19 protein-coding genes are annotated in these 18,473 nt (G+C 71.0%); 17 read left to right on the top strand and 2 right to left on the bottom strand.

Going from position 1 to position 18,473, the window contains the following annotated elements:
* Window positions 1-118 precede the first annotated feature (118 nt).
* A complete protein-coding gene (locus C8P66_RS14805) occupies window positions 119-1,444 on the top strand; it encodes a UDP-glucose dehydrogenase family protein (protein ID WP_111399051.1) in 1,326 nt (441 codons plus the stop codon).
* On the opposite strand, the gene C8P66_RS14810 is transcribed toward C8P66_RS14805, so the two are convergent.
* On the bottom strand, window positions 1,399-2,568 hold the full coding sequence (locus tag C8P66_RS14810) for an FAD-dependent monooxygenase (RefSeq protein ID WP_111399052.1): 1,170 nt from the start codon (window positions 2,566-2,568) through the stop codon (window positions 1,399-1,401). The two genes, C8P66_RS14805 and C8P66_RS14810, sit on opposite strands and share 46 nt — an antisense overlap.
* Window positions 2,569-2,637: 69 nt before the next feature.
* Between C8P66_RS14810 and thrC the strand changes: the two genes are divergently transcribed.
* From thrC to C8P66_RS14830, 4 genes are read left to right on the top strand one after another with little or no spacing between them, the layout of a single operon-like run.
* Entirely contained in the window at window positions 2,638-4,044 is a 1,407-nt protein-coding gene (gene thrC / locus C8P66_RS14815) for a threonine synthase (RefSeq protein WP_111399073.1), read from the top strand.
* Between the two features lie 15 nt (window positions 4,045-4,059).
* Window positions 4,060-5,325, top strand: coding sequence for a M16 family metallopeptidase (locus C8P66_RS14820; protein WP_111399053.1), 1,266 nt, complete (start codon window positions 4,060-4,062; stop codon window positions 5,323-5,325).
* On the top strand, window positions 5,322-6,650 hold the full coding sequence (locus C8P66_RS14825; protein ID WP_111399054.1) for a TldD/PmbA family protein: 1,329 nt from the start codon (window positions 5,322-5,324) through the stop codon (window positions 6,648-6,650). Before C8P66_RS14820 ends, C8P66_RS14825 begins: the two co-directional genes overlap by 4 nt.
* Window positions 6,647-7,525: an alpha/beta fold hydrolase gene (locus tag C8P66_RS14830; RefSeq protein ID WP_111399055.1), complete on the top strand. Its 879-nt coding sequence runs from the start codon at window positions 6,647-6,649 to the stop codon at window positions 7,523-7,525. The genes C8P66_RS14825 and C8P66_RS14830 overlap by 4 nt, the downstream gene beginning before the upstream one ends.
* Here the strand turns inward: C8P66_RS14830 and C8P66_RS14835 are convergent.
* Entirely contained in the window at window positions 7,497-8,633 is a 1,137-nt protein-coding gene (locus tag C8P66_RS14835) for a CaiB/BaiF CoA transferase family protein (RefSeq protein WP_111399056.1), read from the bottom strand. The two genes, C8P66_RS14830 and C8P66_RS14835, sit on opposite strands and share 29 nt — an antisense overlap.
* Before the next feature lie 196 nt (window positions 8,634-8,829).
* Here C8P66_RS14835 and C8P66_RS14840 point away from each other — a divergent pair, with 196 nt between their 5' ends.
* From C8P66_RS14840 to C8P66_RS14895, 12 genes are all read left to right on the top strand, one after another.
* Window positions 8,830-9,180: a hypothetical protein gene (locus C8P66_RS14840; protein WP_146422879.1), complete on the top strand. Its 351-nt coding sequence runs from the start codon at window positions 8,830-8,832 to the stop codon at window positions 9,178-9,180.
* A 245-nt stretch (window positions 9,181-9,425) separates the two neighbouring features.
* On the top strand, window positions 9,426-10,175 hold the full coding sequence (locus tag C8P66_RS14845; RefSeq protein WP_111399058.1) for a YebC/PmpR family DNA-binding transcriptional regulator: 750 nt from the start codon (window positions 9,426-9,428) through the stop codon (window positions 10,173-10,175).
* A 20-nt stretch (window positions 10,176-10,195) separates the two neighbouring features.
* On the top strand, window positions 10,196-10,702 hold the full coding sequence (gene ruvC, locus C8P66_RS14850; RefSeq protein WP_111399059.1) for a crossover junction endodeoxyribonuclease RuvC: 507 nt from the start codon (window positions 10,196-10,198) through the stop codon (window positions 10,700-10,702).
* The gene (gene ruvA / locus C8P66_RS14855; protein WP_111399060.1) at window positions 10,699-11,319 is read left to right on the top strand and encodes a Holliday junction branch migration protein RuvA; all 621 of its coding nucleotides are present in this window, start codon (window positions 10,699-10,701) and stop codon (window positions 11,317-11,319) included. Before ruvC ends, ruvA begins: the two co-directional genes overlap by 4 nt.
* On the top strand, window positions 11,316-12,341 hold the full coding sequence (gene ruvB, locus C8P66_RS14860) for a Holliday junction branch migration DNA helicase RuvB (RefSeq protein ID WP_111399061.1): 1,026 nt from the start codon (window positions 11,316-11,318) through the stop codon (window positions 12,339-12,341). The genes ruvA and ruvB overlap by 4 nt, the downstream gene beginning before the upstream one ends.
* Window positions 12,338-12,763: a YbgC/FadM family acyl-CoA thioesterase gene (locus tag C8P66_RS14865; protein ID WP_111399062.1), complete on the top strand. Its 426-nt coding sequence runs from the start codon at window positions 12,338-12,340 to the stop codon at window positions 12,761-12,763. Before ruvB ends, C8P66_RS14865 begins: the two co-directional genes overlap by 4 nt.
* 12 nt (window positions 12,764-12,775) lie before the next feature.
* Entirely contained in the window at window positions 12,776-13,498 is a 723-nt protein-coding gene (gene tolQ, locus C8P66_RS14870) for a protein TolQ (RefSeq protein WP_111399063.1), read from the top strand.
* 3 nt (window positions 13,499-13,501) lie between these two features.
* A complete protein-coding gene (gene tolR / locus C8P66_RS14875; protein WP_111399064.1) occupies window positions 13,502-14,008 on the top strand; it encodes a protein TolR in 507 nt (168 codons plus the stop codon).
* Between the two features lie 10 nt (window positions 14,009-14,018).
* On the top strand, window positions 14,019-15,236 hold the full coding sequence (locus C8P66_RS23895) for a hypothetical protein (RefSeq protein WP_158537259.1): 1,218 nt from the start codon (window positions 14,019-14,021) through the stop codon (window positions 15,234-15,236).
* Window positions 15,233-16,588, top strand: coding sequence for a Tol-Pal system beta propeller repeat protein TolB (gene tolB, locus C8P66_RS14885; protein WP_111399065.1), 1,356 nt, complete (start codon window positions 15,233-15,235; stop codon window positions 16,586-16,588). Before C8P66_RS23895 ends, tolB begins: the two co-directional genes overlap by 4 nt.
* 115 nt (window positions 16,589-16,703) lie before the next feature.
* Entirely contained in the window at window positions 16,704-17,180 is a 477-nt protein-coding gene (pal, locus tag C8P66_RS14890; RefSeq protein WP_111399066.1) for a peptidoglycan-associated lipoprotein Pal, read from the top strand.
* 138 nt (window positions 17,181-17,318) lie between these two features.
* Complete coding sequence (locus tag C8P66_RS14895; RefSeq protein WP_111399075.1) at window positions 17,319-18,173, top strand: YbgF trimerization domain-containing protein; 855 nt, start codon at window positions 17,319-17,321, stop codon at window positions 18,171-18,173.
* Window positions 18,174-18,473: the final 300 nt, after the last annotated feature.

An 18,473-nucleotide genomic window follows, 5' to 3' on the forward strand; every position in this document is an offset into this window, starting at 1 on the left:
ATTGGATGCGGGACTAGCCGGTCCCGCCCGCACCGGGCCAGAGTAAGGCTCGGCGGTGTTGGGCAAGGCCGAGCAGGGCAAAACTCTCTGTAATGATTTCGGCGATCAAGGATCATCCATGAAAGTTGCCATGATTGGGGCCGGGTATGTCGGCCTCGTGTCCGGCGCGTGCTTTGCCGAATTCGGCACGGATGTGCATATCGTCGATACCGATGCTTCCAAGATCGAGGCGTTGCGCGCGGGCCGCATGCCGATCTACGAGCCTGGGCTGGAGCGCCTGGTCGAGGAGAACGCCCGCGACGGGCGGCTCAGCTTCACCACCGACCTCAAGGCGGCGGTGCGCGGGGCGGATGCGGTGTTCCTGGCCGTCGGCACCCCGACCCGGCGCGGCGATGGCCATGCCGACCTCACCTATGTCTTCGCCGCCGCCGAGCAGGTTGCCTTGGCCGCCGACAAGCCGCTGGTGCTGATCACCAAATCCACCGTGCCGGTCGGCACGGGCCGGCAGGTGAAGGCGATCGTCCGCGCCGCGCGGCCGGACCTTGCGATCGAGGTCGCCTCGAACCCCGAATTCCTGCGCGAGGGCAATGCGATCGGTGATTTCATGCGCCCCGACCGGGTCGTGGTGGGCGTGGATTCCGACCGGGCGCTGGCGGTGCTGAAGCGGCTGTATCGCCCGCTCTATCTGATCGAGACGCCGGTGTTGGCGACCTCGATCGAGACGGCGGAGCTGATCAAATACGCCTCCAACGCCTTCCTCGCGGTCAAGATCACCTTCATCAACCAGATGGCCGACCTTTGCGAGAAGACCGGCGCCAACGTCCATGACGTGGCGCGCGGCATGGGGCTGGATGGCCGCATCGGCCGCAAGTTCCTGCATGCGGGGCCGGGCTATGGCGGCTCGTGCTTCCCCAAGGACACGCTGGCCCTCGCCCGCACGGCGCAGGAGATGGGGGTGCCCGCGACCCTCGTCGAGCAGACCATCGCCGCCAATGACGCGCGTAAGGCGCAGATGGCCGAGCGCGTCATCGCCGCCTGCGGCGGCAGCGTGGCGGGCAAGACGATCGCGGTGCTGGGGCTGACCTTCAAGCCCGAGACGGATGACATGCGCGATGCGCCCTCGCTGGTGATCCTGCCCGCTTTGGTCGCGGCCGGCGCGACCCTGCGCGCCTATGACCCGCAGCCCGCCCATGCCCGCCAGATGCTGCCCGCCGCGGTGCAGTTCGCCGACAGCGCGATGGATGCGGTGCGGGATGCCGATGCGCTGGTGCTCATCACCGAATGGAACGAGTTCCGCGCGATCCCGCCCGAGAAGCTGAAGGCGGCCATGGCTGGCCGCGTCATCGTCGATCTGCGCAACGTCTGGGACCCGGTGGCGATGCGCGAGCAGGGGCTCGACTATTCCTCGATCGGCCGGGGTGAGGGCGCCGGCACGTCGGTATAGAGCCGCCGCAGCTTCGCCCGGAACGCCGGCCCGTCCTTGGCCCGCGTCCCCGCCACGGGATCGGTGCCGGGGTGCAGCGTGTCGGAGGCCTCCTCCGAGAACTGCCGCACAAAATTCACCCGCGCATCCCGCGCCGCCGCCACATTGCCGCCCGCGGCCAGCACCGCGCCGGCGATGACGCCATCCTCCACCGCCTGGGTCGCCCCCTGGCCGAGTGTCGGCACCATCGCCTGGGCCGCATCGCCGAGCAGCAGCACCCGCCCCGCCGCCGCCGAACGCAGCAGCGGGATGGTGGCGGAGCGCGCCCAGTGGATCTCCTCGAACTGCCGTTCGATCGCGGCCAGCATCCAGGCGACGGCGGGGCAGGGCTCCGCCCCCTCCGGGGTGAACAGGGCGCGCTGGAAGTCGCGGCTGCGCGCCGCCTCGGGCATCTCGCCATCCGCGCCAAGCGGGAAGGTCCCGGCGATATACACCGCCCCGCCCGGCACCCGGAACGCCAGCAGCCGGGCATTGCCCTGGAACCATTGGGTATAATCGTCGAAGGGGCAGTCCTCGGCCGCCGTCACCAGCAGCCGCCAGACGCAGACGCCGAGCAGGCTCGCCTCCGGCTCCCCTGCCGTCAGCGCCCGTGTCTGGGAGTATCGCCCATCGGCGCCGACCAGCAGGTCGAAGCCGCCATAGCGCAGCAGCGCATGCCGGACGCGGAAGACCGGCACCAGCCGGCCCACGGCATCCTCCTCGATCGCCTCCAGCGCATGCCCATGCTGTGTGCAGCCGGCCACTGGCGCACGCAGCAGACGATACAGTTCTGACCAGCGGATGCGGAGGCCTGGCTCCTCCGCGAGTTCCAGCAGGTCCAGGTCCAGCAGCGGGGTGCCGTCGGTCAGCGCCACCTGCCAGCGCCGCCAGTCCAGGCTCGCCGCCCGCAGCGCGGCATGGCGCTCGGGCAGATGCAGGCGCAGGGCCTTGGCGGCATTGGGGCCGAGGTTCAGCCCGGTGCCGGCCTCCGCCTGCTCGCCGATCTGCGCCCGCTCGAAGGCCGCCACGGTGACGCCGGGGGTTCCGAGAAGGCTCTCCGCAAGCAGGCTGCCCGCGACGCCGGTGCCGATGATGCCGATACGCATGGGACGCAGGGTTGCAAACGCCGCGCCGCGCTTTGCAACACGGCCCGCCACCCCCTAGGAATGCGGCCCATGCGCTACATCTCCACACGCGGCCAGGCCGCCCCGCGCGACTTCGAGGGCGTGCTCCTCGCCGGGCTCGCCGAAGACGGCGGGCTGTTCGTCCCCGAAACCTGGCCCAGCCTCTCGCCCGCCGAATGGCGCGCGCTGCGCGGCCTGCCCTATCCGGAGCTGGCGGCGCGGCTGGTGCAGCTCTTCGTCGGCGATGCGGTGGCACCCGCTGACCTGCGCCGCATGTGCGCGGAGGCCTATGGCGGCTTCGGCCATCCGGCGACGGTGCCGATGTCGCAGATCGGCCCGCGCACCTTCGCGCTGGAGCTGTTCCACGGCCCGACCCTCGCCTTCAAGGATGTGGCGCTGCAACTGCTGGGCCGGTTGTTCGACCATGTGCTGGCCCGCCGTGGCGAGCGCATCACCATCGTGGGTGCGACCAGCGGCGACACCGGCTCTGCCGCCATCGAGGCCTGCCGCGACCGCGCGGCCATCGACATCACCATCCTGCATCCGCTGAACCGCACCAGTGAGGTGCAGCGCCGGCAGATGACCACGGTGCTGTCCGCCAACGTCCGCAACATCGCGGTCGAGGGCGATTTCGACACCTGCCAGGATCTGGTGAAGGCGATGTTCGCCGATGCCCCCTTCCGCACCGACATGCGGCTGGCGGCGGTGAACTCCATCAACTGGGCGCGGATCGCGGCGCAGATCCCGTATTACGCCTTCTCGGCGCTCGCCCTCGGCGCGCCGGACCGCCCGGTGGCCTTCTCCGTCCCCACCGGCAATTTCGGCAATGTGCTGGCGGCCTGGGCGGTGCGGCGGATGGGGCTGCCGGTGGAGCGGCTGATCGTCGCCTCCAACCGCAACGACATCCTGACCCGCTTCCTTTCGGAGAACGACATGTCGATGCGGCCGGTGGAGCCCTCGCTCTCCCCCAGCATGGACATCGCCGTCAGCAGCAATTTCGAGCGCGTGCTGCATGACGCCCTGGGCCGCGATGGGGCTGCGACCGGGGCGGCCATGCAGGCGTTCCGCCAGACCGGAACCATGCCGGTGCCGCCCGCCGCCTGGGCCGAGATGCGCGGGCTGTTCCACGGCTTTTCCCTGAGCGATGCCGGCACGCTCGCCGAAATCGGCCGGCTGTGGCGGGAGGCGGGGTATCTCGCCGATCCGCATACCGCGGCCGGCACCGCCGCCGCCGCCTTGCTGGCGCCGGAGGACCTCGGGATTCCGGTGATCGTGGCCGCGACCGCGCATCCGGCGAAGTTCCCCGATGCGGTGGAACGTGCGACGGGCCTGCGCCCCCCGCTGCCAACGCGCCTCGGCGACCTATATCAGAGGCAGGAACGCTTCGACGTCCTCCCCGCCGACCTTGCCACCATCGAAGCCGCCGTCCGGGGCCACGCCCTGCGCAACGCGGCCTGAAGGATACCGCGCCCCATGTCCGACGCCGTCCGCGTCACCACCCTGCCGAACGGGCTGACCATCGTTTCCGAGCACATGCCGCGGGTCGAGACCGTCTCCATCGGCGCCTATGTCGCAGCCGGCACCCGCAATGAGGAGGCGTCGGAAAACGGCGTCTCCCACTTCCTCGAACACATGGCCTTCAAGGGCACCGCGCGGCGCGACGCCGCCGCGATCGCACGCGAGATCGAGGATGTCGGCGGCCACCTCAACGCCTATACCGCGCGGGAAAACACCGCCTATTACGCCAAGGTGCTGAAGGAGGACCTGCCGCTCGCGGCCGATATCCTCGGCGATATCCTGACCCATTCGGCCTTCGCGCCGGAGGAGGTGGAGCGCGAGCGCGGCGTCATCCTGCAGGAGATCGGGCAGGCCAATGACACGCCGGATGATATCGTCTTCGACCATTTCCAGGCGACGGCCTATCCGGACCAGCCGATGGGCCGCCCGACGCTCGGCACCGACAGCATCATCAAGGATATGAGCCGGGACACGCTGACCGCCTATATGCGCCGCCACTACGGCGCCAAGCGCATGGTCGTGGCCGCCGCCGGCGCGCTGGACCATGACCGGCTGGTCGATCTCGTCGGCCAGCATTTCGCCGACCTGCCCGAAGCCACGCCGCCCGAGGCCGCCCCCGGCGCCTATGCCGGCGGCGAGTTTCGCGAGGCGCGCGACCTGGACCAGGTGCATATCGTCCTGGGCTTTCCGGGGGCCGCCGTGGGCTCGCCGGGGCATTACCCCTCGATGCTGCTGGCGACGATCCTCGGCGGCGGCATGTCCTCCCGCCTGTTCCAGGAAATCCGCGAGAAGCGCGGGCTGGTCTATGCCATCTCCTGCTTCGCCTCGCCGTTCCGGGATTCCGGGATGCTGGCCGTCTATGCCGGCACCGGGGAGGAAGAGGCCAAGGAGCTGATGCCGGTGACCTTGCAGGAGTTGCGGCGCGTCCAGCATGACGTGACCGAGGCCGAGTTGAACCGCGCCAAGGCCCAGCTCCGCGCCAGCGTGATGATGAGCCTGGAATCCCCCGGCAGCCGCTGCGAGCAATTGGCCCGCCAGCTTCAGGTCCATGGCCGCATCATCCCGGCCGAGGAGACCAAGCGGAAGATCGCCGCCGTGACGCTGGAGCAGGTCGCGGCGGCCGCCGCCTTCTCCTTCCGCGGCGCGCCGACGCTGGCGCTGCTGGGGCCGGCGAACAACGTGCCGGGGCTGGCCGAGATCACCGAGCGCCTCGCGGCATGAGTGCGCATCTGGACACGCTGGACCATCTGCTGCGCGCCGCGCGCGCGGCGGGGGCGGATGCGGCGGATGCGCTGTTCGTGAACGGCGCCTCGCTCTCCGTGCAGCGCCGCCTGGGCAAGGTTGAACAGGTCGAGCGGGCCGAGGGGCAGGACATCGGCCTGCGCGTCTTCGTCGGCCGCCGCAGCGCCATCGTCTCCACCACCGACCCGACGCCCTCGGGCTTCGCGGCCCTGGCCGAACGCGCCGTCGCCATGGCGGGCGCCGTGCCGGAGGACCCGCATGGCGGCCTGCCCGAGCGCGCCACCGGCACCATCCCGGCGCTGGACCTGGCCGATGCCGAGGAGCCGGAGGTCGCCGCCTTGCTCGCCCGTGCCGCCGCGGCCGAGGACACCGCGCTCGGCGTCAAGGGCGTGACCAACAGCGAGGGCGCGGACGCGAGCTGGTCCCGCACCCGCATCGCGCTGGCCGCCACCAACGGGTTTTCGGGCGAATACACCCGCGCCTCGCATTCCATCTCGGTCACGGCGCTGGCCGGGACGGGGACGGGGATGGAGCGGGATTACGACTACGCCTCCGCCACCCACCTCGCCGATCTTGAGGATGCGGCGACGCTCGGGCGCCTGGCCGCCGAACAGGCGGTGGCGCGGCTGAATCCGCAGCGCCCGGCGACGGCGAGCCTACCGGTGGTCTTTTCGCCCCGCGTCGCGGGCAGCCTGCTCGGGCATCTGGCCTCGGCGATCAACGGTGCCTCGGTCGCGCGCGGCACCTCCTTCCTGCGCGACAGCATGGGCCAGCGGGTGCTGGCGGCGGGGCTGACGGTGCGGGATGACGCGACGCGGGCGCGGGGCCTGCGCTCCCGCCCCTTCGACGGCGAGGGCGTGCCGGCCCGGGCGCAGTCGCTCGTCGAGGATGGGGTGCTCACCTCCTGGGTGCTGGATGCGCGCAGCGCGCGGCAGCTTGGCCTCACCACCACCGGCCATGCGGCGCGGGGCGTCTCCTCGCCGCCCTCGCCCAGCACCACCAACCTGTGGCTGGAGCCCGGGGCGATGACGCCCGAGGCGCTGATGGCCGACATCACCTTGGGCATCTACGTGACCGAGCTGATCGGCATGGGCGTGAACGGGGTGACCGGCGACTACAGCCGGGGGGCTGCGGGCTTCATGATCCGCAACGGCGAGATCGCCGAGGCGGTCAGCGGCTTCACCATCGCCGGCAACCTCAAGGACATGTTCACCAGGATGGCGCCGGCCAATGATCTGCGCTTCCGTCGCGGGACTGACAGCCCGACGGTGCGGATCGACGGGATGATGATCGCGGGGGGATGATGCGGGTCCAGGCGGGGGTTCTCGACGTCGCCTATCTGGAGGCCGGCGATCCCGCCGGGCCTCCGGTGATCCTGCTGCACGGCTTTCCCTATGACGTGCATGCCTATGACGCGGTGGTGCCGCTGCTGCCCGGGTATCGGGTGCTGGTCCCCTGGCTGCGCGGCTACGGCCCGACGCGTTTTCGCTCCGAGACGACGCCGCGATCCGGCGAGCAGGCGGCGCTTGGCCAGGATCTGCGCGACTTCATGGACGCGCTGGCGATCCCGCGCGCGGTTCTCGGCGGCTATGACTGGGGTGGGCGCGCGGCCTGCATCGTCGCCGCCCTCTGGCCCGAACGGGTGGCGGGGCTGGTGACCGGGGATGGCTACAACATCCAGGACATCGCGGCCTCGGGGATGCCGGCGGCGCCGGAGGTCGAGCATCGCTACTGGTACCAATATTATTTGCATGGCGAACGCGGCCGCGCCGGCCTCACGCAGCATCGCGACGCCTTTGCCCGGCTGCTGTGGCGGCTGTGGTCGCCGGATTGGGAGTTCGACGACGAGACCTTCGCGCTGACGGCGGAGGCCTTCGCCAATCCGGATTACGTCGAGGTGGTGGTGCATTCCTACCGCCACCGCTTCGGCCTGGCCCCCGGCGATCCGGCCGTGGCGGCGATCGAGGCGCGGCTGGCCCGCCAGCCGCCGATCCCGGTGCCCACCATCTCGCTGCATGGCGCCAGCGACGGCGTCGCCGGGCATCGGGATGCGACCGGCGATCCGCGCTTCACCGGCGGCCTGGTCGCGCGGGTGCTGCCCGGCGTCGGCCATAATATCCCGCAGGAGGCGCCGGAGGCCTTCGCCGCCGCTATCCGGGAACTGGCGCCAGCCGGCTGAGGATCTCGGCGGTATGCTCGCCCAGCAGCGGGGCGGCGCCCCGCGGCTGCGGCTGGCCGGGCACGGCGGGGAAGGGCACCGCGCCCAGCGCCCCCTGCACCGAGGCCGGCGCCGCCCCCACCGCCACCACATGCGGATCGGCCAGCCAGTCCACCGGGGAATTGACCGGGGTCGTCATCATCCGCGCCGCCTGCAATGCCGCGATCCAGTGGTCGCGTGGCTGGCCGGCGAAGGCGTCCCGCACCATCGGCACCAATTCCGCCGCATGGGTCGATCGCGCGGCAAAATTGGCGAAGCGCGCATCCTCGGCCAGCGGCGGCAGGCCCAGCACGCGGCAGAGCGTCACGAAATCCGGGTCCCGCACCAAGGTCACCATCAGCCAGAGCCCATCCGAGCCCTGGTAGCAGCCTGCCGGCACATTCGGCACGCCGGGCGAATGGCCGAGCAAGGCCGCCTCCCCGATCTGGGAGGCCAGCAGCATCGCCGTGCCCGCCAGCAGCGACAGATCCAGCACCCGCCGCCGGGGCGGGCGCCCCGCCGCGCGGTCCTGCGCGCGGGCGGCGAGCGCCGTCTGCACCGCGGCGAAGGCGGCGAAGCCGGTCATGACATCGGTCACGAAGGGGCCGGTCTTGTGCGGGATGCCATCCGCGCCCTGGTTCAGCGCCGCCAGCCCGCCGAAGGCCTGGGCCACCGCATCGGTGCAGGGGCGTTCGGCATAGGGCCCGGTCTGGCCGAAGCCGGAGATCGACAGGCAGATCGCATCCGGCCCGGTATCCTCCGGCCCCAGCCCCAGCCTGGCGGCGACGCCGGGGCGAAAACTCTCGATCAGCACATCGGCCCGCGCCGCCAGCGCCTGGGCCGCGGCACGGCCGGCGGGGTCCTTGAGGTCCAGCACAAGCCCCTGCTTGCCCCGGTTCCAGGCGGCGTGGAGCACGCTTTCCGGCCCCTTGCGGACCGAGAGGCCGCGGGACCAGTCGCCCTCGGGCGGTTCCAGCTTCACCACCTCCGCACCCGTGGCCGCCAGCAGCATGCCGCAGCAGGGGCCGGCGACGCCCTGGCCGGCGTCCAGGACAAAAAGCCCCGTATAGGGGCGGTCTTCGATCATCATGTTCTCACCAATGGCCCTGTGCTGCGCGCGGGCGGAGGGGCAGGGCGAGGACTCCCGGCAGGTGCCAGGATCGCGGGCGGGTGAGGATCATGCCTGAGCCTAACCCGCCCCCCGCCGCCACGCCAAGCGCGGCCCCTGCCGGGTTTCCGCACCGCCGGGGCTATTCTAGGCTGCCGCAGCCCGCCGGAGACCAGCCATGCCCCCGCCTCCGCTCATCCCCAATACCGGACCTCTGCCTCAGCCGCCGCCACCGCTGCATGAGAACGGCGGCCCCGGCCTCGTGCTCGGCGTGCTGTCGATCATCTGCGGGCTGCTGGGCTTCGTGCCGGTGCTGGGGCTGATCACCTCGGTGCTCGGCGTCATCTTCGGCGTCATGGGCTTCGCCCGCGCGCGGGACGCCGGCAACCAGGGCGGGGTGGTTTGCGGCATCATCGGGCTGGTGCTGTCCGGGACGGCCGTCCTGCTCTGGGTGATCGGCATGCTGTTCCTGGGCGGGCTGCTCGCGATTTTCGGCGGCATCCTCGGCGGTATGGCGCAGATGAAATGAGGCAACCGGGGGAGATGCTTCCGCGTTCGGCTTGCATCGAAATGCCTCTGGAGGTTCGTCCCATGAAATCCGCCCTTCTCTGGTTCGCCGGCGTCCCCGTGATCCTCATCATCCTGCTGAATGTCTTCGGCGTTCTCTGAGCCGGTGGGGCCGCTCGGCCTCGCGTGGATGCATCGCGCCTGCTAATCCCGCCGCTGCATCATCGCGCCCTGCCGGATTCGGGGCGCCGGAGTCGGGGGTCGCCCATGGCCGGGCATTCGCAGTTCAAGAACATCATGCACCGCAAGGGTGCTCAGGACGCCCGTCGCGCCCGCACCTTTGCCAAGCTGATCCGGGAGATCACGGTCAGCGCCCGCCAGGGCCTGCCCGATCCCGCGACCAATCCGCGCCTGCGCGCCGCCGTGCAGGCCGCCCGCGTCGCGAACATGACGCGCGACACGGTGGACCGCGCCATCAAGCGCGCCGCAGCCCCCGGCCCCGGCGAGGATTATGTCGAGGTCCGCTACGAGGGCTACGGCCCGCATGGCATCGCCATCATCGTCGAGACCCTGACCGACAACCGCAACCGCACCGCGGCCGATCTGCGTTCCATGTTCAGCAAATCCGGCGGCGCGATGGGCGAGAGCAACAGCGTCGCCTTCCAGTTCGAGCATGTCGGCATCATCACCTATCCCGCCGCGGCCGCGAGCGACGAGGCGATGCTGGAGGCCGCGATCGAGGCCGGCGGCGATGACGTCACCAGCACCCCCGACGGGCATGAGATCCGCACCGCCATGGCCGACCTCTTCGCCGTGCGCGACGCGCTGGAGGAAAAGCTCGGCCCCGCCGATGGCGCCCGGCTGGAATGGCGCCCGCAGACCACGATCGAGCTGGATGAGGACGGCGCGCGCGAGGTGCTGAAGCTGATTGACGCGCTCGACGAGCATGATGACGTGCAGACCGTCTATGCCAATTTCGACGTGCCGGAGGCCGTGATGCAGCGGCTCTCCGCCTGACCGCACCGCCTCCGCGCCGCATGGTGCGCGTGCTTGGGCTGGACCCCGGGCTGCGCTTCTGCGGCTGGGGGGTGATCGAGAGCGACGGCAACCGCCTGCGCCACCTCGGCGACGGCGTGGTCGCGACGGTGGATTCCGACGCCATGGCGGTGCGCCTGCGCTGCCTGCACGACGGGCTGGCGGCGCTGCTGGCCGAATGGGCGCCGGATGAAGCGGCGGTCGAGCATACCTACATGAACAAGAACCCCGGGGCGGCGATCAAGCTCGGCATGGCCCGTGGCGTGGTGCTGCTGGCCCCGGCGCTGACCGGCATCCCGGTCGCGGAATACCAGGCCATGGAGGTCAAGCGCGCCGTGGTGGGCACCGGGCACGCCGACAAGATCCAGGTGCAGGACATGGTCCGCCGCCTGCTGCCCGGCGCGGTGCTGAAGCGCGCCGATGCCGCCGATGCGCTGGCCGTGGCGATCTGCCACGCGCACCACCGCTCAAGCAGGCTGATGCTGACCCAGGGATACACGCCGGCATGATCGCGATGTTGACCGGCCGGGTCGCCGCCTTCGAGGATGGCGCCTGTGTGCTGGATGTGAACGGGGTCGGCTACCTCGTCTCCTGCTCCGCCCGGACCCTGGATTTTTGCCGCGCCGCGCCGGGTATCCTGACGCTGCTGGTCGAGACCCAGGTGCGGCAGGATGCCATCGTCCTGCATGGCTTTGCCGATGCCGCCGAGCGCGAGGCGTTCCGTGCGCTGATCGAGGTGAAGACCGTCGGGCCCCAGAAGGCGATGGTGGTGCTGTCCGGGCTCGCGGCGCCGGATCTGGCCCAGGCCATCGCCTTCAAGGATCGCAAGCGCCTGGCCGGCATCAAGGGCCTGGGCGTGGCGACCGCGAACCGGATCGTGGATGAGCCGGCGATGCAGAAATGGGCGGTCGGCCGTGCCACGCCCTCGGCCGAGGGGCCGGCCTTGCCCGCGGCCAGCCTGCCGCCCTCCTCCATCGAGGCCGAGGCGGTCTCGGCCCTGGTCAACCTCGGCTTCCGGCGGCCGGAGGCGATGACCGCGGTCGGCGATGCCGCGCGGCGGATGGGCGATGACCTCGTCCTGGCAGCGCTGATCACCGATGCGCTACGCACCCTGGCGCCGCGATGAGCGAACGTGTGATCAGCGCCGCCCGGGCCGAGGAAGACGCCGCCGAAGGGGCGCTGCGCCCGCAGACCCTGGCCGATTTCACCGGCCAGAAAGCGGCGCGGGAGAATCTGGCGGTCTTCATCGCCGCCGCCCGGCAGCGTGAGGAAGCACTGGACCATGTGCTGCTGCACGGCCCCCCGGGCCTCGGCAAAACCACGCTGGCGCAGATCGTGGCCCGCGAGATGGGCGTGGGCTTCCGCGCGACCTCCGGCCCCGTGCTGCAACGGGCGGGGGATCTGGCGGCGATCCTGACCAATCTCCAGCCGCGCGACGTGCTGTTCGTGGATGAGATCCACCGGCTGCAACCGGCGATCGAGGAAACCCTCTATCCCGCGATGGAGGATTTCCAGCTCGACCTCATCATCGGGGAGGGACCGGCGGCGCGCACCGTGCGGATCGACCTGCCGCCCTTCACCTTGGTCGGGGCGACCACCCGCGCCGGGCTGCTGGCGACGCCGCTGCGCGACCGTTTTGGCATCCCGCTGCGGCTGCAATTCTACACGCCCGAGGAACTTCACCGCATCGTCACGCGGGGCGCGGGAAAACTCGGCTTCGCGCTCAGCGAGGAGGGGGCCGGCGAGATCGCCCGCCGCTCGCGCGGCACCCCGCGTATCGCCGGCCGCCTGCTGCGCCGCATCCGCGATTTCGCCCTGGTCGAGGGCCGCGCCGCCGAGCGCGCCATGGTGGACGAGACGCTGATCCGGCTGGAGGTGGACGCCCTCGGCCTGGATGCGATGGACCGCCGCTACCTCCGCCGCATGGCCGAACACCATGGCGGCGGCCCTGTCGGCGTCGAGACCCTGGCCGCCGCCTTGGCCGAGGGGCGCGACACCATCGAAGAAGTGATCGAGCCCTATCTGATCCAGGAAGGGCTCATCCTACGGACCCCGCGCGGACGGATGCTGGGAGAGCCCGGCTGGCGCCATCTGGGGCTGACGCCGCCCGCTGGCCCGCAGCCAGGCTTGCTCGACGGGATCGAATGAGCCCGCATCGCTTCCCGATCCGGGTTTACTTCGAGGATACCGACGCGGGTGGGATCGCCTATCACGCCCGTTACCTGCACTGGGCCGAACGGGCACGAACTGAATCCTTGCGTGACATAGGGTTGCCGCACAGCCTTATGCTCGAATCTTATGGCTGCTTCCTTGTGGTGCGCCGCGTCAATGTTCTCTATGAGCGTCCCGCGCGGCTCGATCAGGCGCTGGTTGTCGAAACGCGCCTGCTCGCCAAGAGAGGCGCGTCACTCAGCCTGCGTCAGGATGTCTGCGATGCCACGGGGGCCGGCCGACTTGCGCGCCTCGATGTCGATCTCGTCTGCGTCCGGGCAGACGGGCTTCGTCCCAAACCCATCCCGGAGCCTTGGGCCTCGGCGCTTGTCGTCGATCCCGACGGCGATGCGAGTTGACAGGAGAATGCCATGCCGGAAGGCGTGACGGCGACTTCACTGGCCCCTTTGGCCCACGACCTTTCGCTTTGGTCCCTGTTCCTGCAGGCCGACTGGGTCGTGAAATCGGTCATGGTCATGCTGCTTCTGGCCAGCGTCTGGGTCTGGGCGGTGGTGTTCGAGAAAGCCATGGCGATGCGCCGGCTGAACAAGGCCGCCGATGCCTTCGAGGACCGCTTCTGGTCCGGCGGCAGCCTGGATGAGCTGTTCGAGCGCGAGGGCGACCACCCCACCCATCCCATCGCCGCCGTCTTCGGCGCCGCGATGCGCGAATGGCGGCGCGGTGCCGCCAAGGCCGCGGGCGCGGATGTGGCCATGTCGGGCGTCCAGTCCCGCGCCGAGCGCGCCATGGTCGTCACCATCTCGCGCGAGATGGAGCGGCTGGAACGCTGGATGGTGTTCCTTGCGACCGTGGGTTCCGCCGCACCCTTCGTCGGGCTGTTCGGCACGGTCTGGGGCATCATGAACTCCTTCAGCGCCATCGCGGGGATGCAATCCACCAACCTCGCGGTCGTGGCGCCGGGTATCGCCGAGGCGCTGTTCGCGACCGCCATCGGCCTGGTCGCGGCCATTCCGGCGACCATCTTCTACAACAAGATCAGCACCGACCTGTCCCGCTACGCGGCCCGGCTGGAGGCCTTCGCCTCGGAGTTCTCGGCCATCCTGTCGCGGCAGGCCGAAGACCGGGGGGCCTGAGCCATGGCGATGGGACCCATCGGTGGCGGGCGTGGCCGCGGCCGTTACCGGCCCATGGCCGAGATCAACGTCACCCCCATGGTCGACGTCATGCTGGTGCTGCTGATCATCTTCATGGTCGCGGCACCGATGATGACCGTGGGCGTGCCGGTGGACCTGCCCAAGACCCAGGCCGGCGCCGTCGCGCAGGAGCAGGAGCCCCTGACCCTGTCGGTGGACCGCGACGGCCGCATCTTCGTCCAGGACACCGAAACCAGCATGGAGGCATTGGTCCCCAAGCTGCGCGAGATCCTGGGCGAGCGGGTGGAGGGCCAGCCGGAACGCCGCGTCTTCATCCGTGGCGACCGCGCCAACCAATATGGCCGGGTGCTTGAGGTGATGGGCGCCGTCTCCAGCGCCGGCTTCACCCGGATCGCGCTGCTGAGCGAGGCTGCCGTCCCGGCCGCTGCTGCCCCAGCGGCCACCCCCCCGGCGGCGCGCGCCCCCGCGCCCCGCCCGGCGGGACGCTGAGGCCCATTCCATGACGGCGGCGTACAGCCCCCCGGTCGTTGACGATCGCCTGACCCGTTGGGCGGTCGCCTCGGCCGGGATGCACCTCATCGTCGCCCTGCTGCTGCTGGTCGAACTGCCCAGCCGCAAGTTCGACGAACCGCCGGAACAGGCCATCACGGTCGAGATGGTGCCGGCCGACAACCCCTCGCTCGCCAACGCACCGCGCGTCAGCAACGTGCCGGTGCCGCCGACGCCGGATGACGTGCCGGCGCCGCCGGACCCGACGCCGCCCTCCGTGCAGCCGCCGCGCGAGGCGGAGCTGGCGCCGCCCCCGCCGCCGCCGCCCCCGCCGCCGGCCGTCGCCTCCGAGGCACCGCCGCAGCCGCGCGTGACCACCGCCCCGCCGCCCCCGGCGCCGCCGGTGCAGACGCGCACCGCGCAATCGCCGCCGCCGCCGGCCCCGGCCGCCCCGGCACCGCCGACGCCACCCACCCCCGTGACCCCGCGCGCCGCACCGCCGCCCGATCCGACGGCGGCCACCGTGCTGCCTCCGCCGCCACCACCCCCGCCGACCCCCGCGGCGCAGCCCACGCCGACGCCGCCCGCGACGGCGCCGAGCCCGCGCGCCGATCCCCTGCCGCTGCCGCCGCCGCCCGCGCCGCCGGCCCCGGCCGCGGAAGCCGTCGCCGCGGCTCCAGGCCCGCGCACCGATCCGCTGCCCTTGCCGCCGCCCCCCGCGCCGCCGCCGCCGCAGCCCGTGACCACCGCCGGCACCGGCCAGACCCCCCCGGTCGCCCGGCCGCAGGAGCGCAGCACCAGCGTGCTCAACACGCTGGAGGCGCTGCGCCAGCGCCAGCAGCAGGAAGCGCCGCGCGCCCGTCCGAATACGCGCCCCGCCCCCCCCACCGCCGGCGCGGGCGCGCCGACCGGCACCGCGCAGCTGACCCAGGGCGAGGTCCGCGGCCTCGCGCAGCAGATCAGCGAATGCTGGTCGGTGGATCAGGGCATGATGAACATCGGCCAGATGCGCGTGTCGCTGCGGCTGGACATCGATCCCCAGGGGATCGTGCGAAATGTCCGCCCCGCCGAAGGGCCCTACAACGAACCACGCCAGCGTGCGTTGTATGAATCGGCGCGTCGTGCGGTATTGGACCCGCGCTGCGCGACCCTCCGCTTTCCGCCCGAAAAGCTGCAACGCCTTCGGGATATCCCCTTCAACTTCTCGCCGCAGGGATTTGTGCGATGAACCCGCTCAACCTCGGGGGTGGCCCCTCCTTCGGGCGAAGGGGCGCCCTGCTCGGCCTCGCCGGGGGGCTCGTGGCGCCAGGCGCCGCCTTTGGCCAGGCCTCGATCGACATCACCACCGCGCGCACCGATCCCATCCCGATCGCGGTGCCCGAGCTTGCGGGCACGACGCCCGAGGGCCAGCGCTACGGCCGCGACATCGCGCGCGTGATCCAGAACAACCTGCGGGGCTCGGCGCTGTTCCGCACCGTCGAGCGCGGCGGCTTCGTGCAGACGCCGGAGGCCGCGGCCGCGACGCCGCGTTTCCCCGACTGGAAGGGGATCGGCGCCCAGGCGCTGGTGACCGGCAAGGCCGAGCCGCAGGGCGACCGCGTGCGCGTCGAATTCCGCCTGTGGGACGTGCTGCCCGAGGCGCAGATCCAGGGCACCGCCTTCACCGCGCCTGCCGCCAACTGGCGCCGCATCGCGCATCTGATCAGCGACGTGATCTATGAGCGGCTGCTGGGTGAGAAGGGCTATTTCGATACCCGCGTCGCCTATATCGCCGAGAACGGCCCGCGCGACCGCCGCACCCGGCGCCTGGCGATCATGGACCAGGATGGCGAGAACCACCGCTTCCTGACCGATGGCAGCTTCCAGGCGCTGACCCCGCGCTGGCATCCGAACGCGCAGCAGATCGCGTTCATGTCCTATGCCAACAACCAGCCGCGCGTGTTCCTGTTCAACCTGGAGACCGGCCGGCAGGAGCCGCTCGGCAGCTTCGCCGGCATGACCCTGTCGCCGCGCTTCGCCCCGGATGGGCGCAGCGTCATCCTCTCCTCCACCCGCGGCGGGGATGCGAACCTGTTCAGCGTCGATCTCGCGTCGCGGCGGGAGCGGCAGATCACCTCGGGCGGCGGGCTCGACGTGTCGCCCTGCTACTCCCCCGATGGGGCGCAGATCGTGTTCAACTCGGATCGCGGCGGCGACCAGCAGCTCTATGTGATGGATGCCGGTGGCGGCGGGCCGCGCCGCATCTCCTTCGGCCGTGGACGCTATGCGACGCCGGTGTGGTCGCCGCGCGGCGACCTCATCGCCTTCACCCGCATCTCGGGCGGCCAGTTCGCGATCGGGGTGATGCGCCCCGATGGCGGCGGCGAACGCATCCTGTCGGAAGGCTGGGGCATGGAGGGGCCGACCTTCGCCCCCAATGGCCGCGTGCTGATGTTCTATCGCGAGACCCCGGCGCGGGACTCGCGCGGCAATGGCTACTCGGCCCGGCTGTCGATGATCGACATCGCCGGCTTCAACGAAAAGCAGGTTCTGACGCCGACGGATGCCTCCGATCCGGCCTGGAGCCCGTTGCTGTCCTGATCGCGTCAAAGCCTCGAATGTTATCCTAAAACCGAAACGCAACCATGCCAAAACAGTGTCTTGACCCTAGGGCCTGATGCCGGTTAGGCGATCCCCGCTATCCAAAGGAAAAGCAATGACCACCAAGCTGTTCGGCGCCCTTGCCGCCGTCGCCCTCCTCGCCGCCTGCTCCTCCGATGATGGGGCCGCCACGGCCACCGGCGCCGGCGCCGTGGCCCCCACCAGCAGCATCCGCGCGGGCAGCCAGGAAGACCTGGTCGCCAATGTCGGCGATCGCGTGCTGTTCGACACCGACCGCAGCACCGTCCGCGCCGACCAGCGCGCGATCCTGGAGCGCCAGGCCCGTTGGCTCGGCCAGTTCCCCCAGGTCCAGGTGAACGTCGAAGGCCACGCCGACGAGCGCGGCACCCGCGAGTACAACTTGGCCCTCGGCCAGCGCCGCGCCAATTCGGCCCGCGACACCCTGGTCGCCCTCGGCGTTGCCGGCCCGCGCATTGCCACGATCTCCTTCGGCAAGGACCGCCCGGCGGCGCTCGGCTCCTCGGAAGATGCCTGGGCCCAGAACCGTCGCGCCGTGACGGTGGTGCGCTAAGACGTCAGCCCCGCGGCCCCGCTTCGGCGGGGTCTTGGTCACTGACGATGATTTGGTGGGGGGGTTGCCTTGCGGCCGCCCCCCTTACCTGTTTCGGTGCGCCGCATCTGACCGGAACCGGGACGGACACTCATGACCATGATCCGATCGCTCATCCTCCTCCTTCTCCTCGCTTCCCCTGCCTTGGCGCAGGTCGAGAGCCGCGAAGGCATCGCGTTGCAGAACCAGATCCTGCAACTGCGCCAGGAAATGGAAATCCTGCGGCGCGGCGGCGCCGGCGGTGGATCGCTGCCCCCGCCCAGCGTGATGGCCCCTGTCCCGCGCTCCGGCGCGGCCGTGCCGGGCGGCGAGATGCTCTCCACCTTGCTGGACCGCGTCACGACCCTTGAGGAAGAAACCCGCCGCCTGCGCGGCCGTGCCGAAGAGGCCGAATTCGCCAATCGCAGCCTGACCGAACAGGTTACCAAGCTGCAGGGCGATCTGGACTACCGCTTGCAGGCGCTGGAATCGGGCGGGCGTCCGGGCAGCCCTCCGCCCGCCGCCGCACCGATCGTGCGCCCGGCGCCAGCCGGGGCCCCCGGCCTGCCGCCCCCCGCCGCGGCCCCCAGCCGCCCGCCGGAACGGGCCTTGCAGGAAGGCCAGACCGCGCTGGGGCGGCGCGATTACGCAGCCGCGGAGACCGCGGCGCGCGAGGTGCTCGCCGGCAATCCCGGGGCGCGGGCGCAGGATGCGGGGATGCTGCTCGGCGATGCGCTGGTCGGCAAGCGGGACTATCAGAACGCGGCCTTGGCCTATGACGAAGCCTATCGCCGCAACCAGCGCAGCAGCCGCGCCCCCGAAGCGCTGTTGGGGCTGGCGACGGCCTTCAACGGCTTCGGTGCCAAGCGCGAGGCCTGCGCGACCTTGGACCAGCTCCGCAGCGATTTTCCGCGCGTTGCGACCGCGATGGCCGACCGTGTGACGGTGATCCGGCAGCGGTCGCAGTGCCGCTGATGAGTGCGGGATCGAGGGGTGTTACCCCTCGATCACCCCAGCAGAAACAAGGTGTTTCTGCACGTCCCGTTATTGAAAATTAGGGAAGGTCCAGGAAGCCCGGTTTCCTGGTGGGAGGGTGCGGGAGGGCGAAGCCCTCCTGCCACTACCGCCTAGAGCGGGATGCGTTTAGGTTCGATTGTATCCTGAATGGGTGAAATAGTTAGTGCATTCCGCGGGTGTGTAGGTGTCGAGGAGAGTGCCGATGGTAGCGCAGACGGCGTCGCTGGTGCGCGCGGCGGCCTTGCGCAGCAGGTGTTT

Origin of the sequence: Humitalea rosea (genome assembly GCF_003253705.1) — a bacterium.
GTDB lineage: Bacteria > Pseudomonadota > Alphaproteobacteria > Acetobacterales > Acetobacteraceae > Humitalea > Humitalea rosea.

What these genes read in the sequence shown, in the direction of transcription:
- tolB (WP_111399065.1), top strand. Translation starts at nt 15,233, where the DNA reads ATGAACCCGCTCAACCTCGGGGGTGGCCCCTCCTTCGGGCGAAGGGGC.
- C8P66_RS14805 (WP_111399051.1), top strand. Translation starts at nt 119, where the DNA reads ATGAAAGTTGCCATGATTGGGGCCGGGTATGTCGGCCTCGTGTCCGGC.
- ruvA (WP_111399060.1), top strand. Translation starts at nt 10,699, where the DNA reads ATGATCGCGATGTTGACCGGCCGGGTCGCCGCCTTCGAGGATGGCGCC.
- C8P66_RS14825 (WP_111399054.1), top strand. Translation starts at nt 5,322, where the DNA reads ATGAGTGCGCATCTGGACACGCTGGACCATCTGCTGCGCGCCGCGCGC.
- C8P66_RS14835 (WP_111399056.1), bottom strand. Translation starts at nt 8,633, where the DNA reads ATGATGATCGAAGACCGCCCCTATACGGGGCTTTTTGTCCTGGACGCC.
- ruvB (WP_111399061.1), top strand. Translation starts at nt 11,316, where the DNA reads ATGAGCGAACGTGTGATCAGCGCCGCCCGGGCCGAGGAAGACGCCGCC.
- tolR (WP_111399064.1), top strand. Translation starts at nt 13,502, where the DNA reads ATGGCGATGGGACCCATCGGTGGCGGGCGTGGCCGCGGCCGTTACCGG.
- C8P66_RS14865 (WP_111399062.1), top strand. Translation starts at nt 12,338, where the DNA reads ATGAGCCCGCATCGCTTCCCGATCCGGGTTTACTTCGAGGATACCGAC.
- C8P66_RS14820 (WP_111399053.1), top strand. Translation starts at nt 4,060, where the DNA reads ATGTCCGACGCCGTCCGCGTCACCACCCTGCCGAACGGGCTGACCATC.
- C8P66_RS14840 (WP_146422879.1), top strand. Translation starts at nt 8,830, where the DNA reads ATGCCCCCGCCTCCGCTCATCCCCAATACCGGACCTCTGCCTCAGCCG.
- thrC (WP_111399073.1), top strand. Translation starts at nt 2,638, where the DNA reads ATGCGCTACATCTCCACACGCGGCCAGGCCGCCCCGCGCGACTTCGAG.
- C8P66_RS23895 (WP_158537259.1), top strand. Translation starts at nt 14,019, where the DNA reads ATGACGGCGGCGTACAGCCCCCCGGTCGTTGACGATCGCCTGACCCGT.
- ruvC (WP_111399059.1), top strand. Translation starts at nt 10,196, where the DNA reads ATGGTGCGCGTGCTTGGGCTGGACCCCGGGCTGCGCTTCTGCGGCTGG.
- C8P66_RS14810 (WP_111399052.1), bottom strand. Translation starts at nt 2,568, where the DNA reads ATGCGTATCGGCATCATCGGCACCGGCGTCGCGGGCAGCCTGCTTGCG.
- C8P66_RS14845 (WP_111399058.1), top strand. Translation starts at nt 9,426, where the DNA reads ATGGCCGGGCATTCGCAGTTCAAGAACATCATGCACCGCAAGGGTGCT.
- pal (WP_111399066.1), top strand. Translation starts at nt 16,704, where the DNA reads ATGACCACCAAGCTGTTCGGCGCCCTTGCCGCCGTCGCCCTCCTCGCC.
- tolQ (WP_111399063.1), top strand. Translation starts at nt 12,776, where the DNA reads ATGCCGGAAGGCGTGACGGCGACTTCACTGGCCCCTTTGGCCCACGAC.
- C8P66_RS14895 (WP_111399075.1), top strand. Translation starts at nt 17,319, where the DNA reads ATGATCCGATCGCTCATCCTCCTCCTTCTCCTCGCTTCCCCTGCCTTG.
- C8P66_RS14830 (WP_111399055.1), top strand. Translation starts at nt 6,647, where the DNA reads ATGATGCGGGTCCAGGCGGGGGTTCTCGACGTCGCCTATCTGGAGGCC.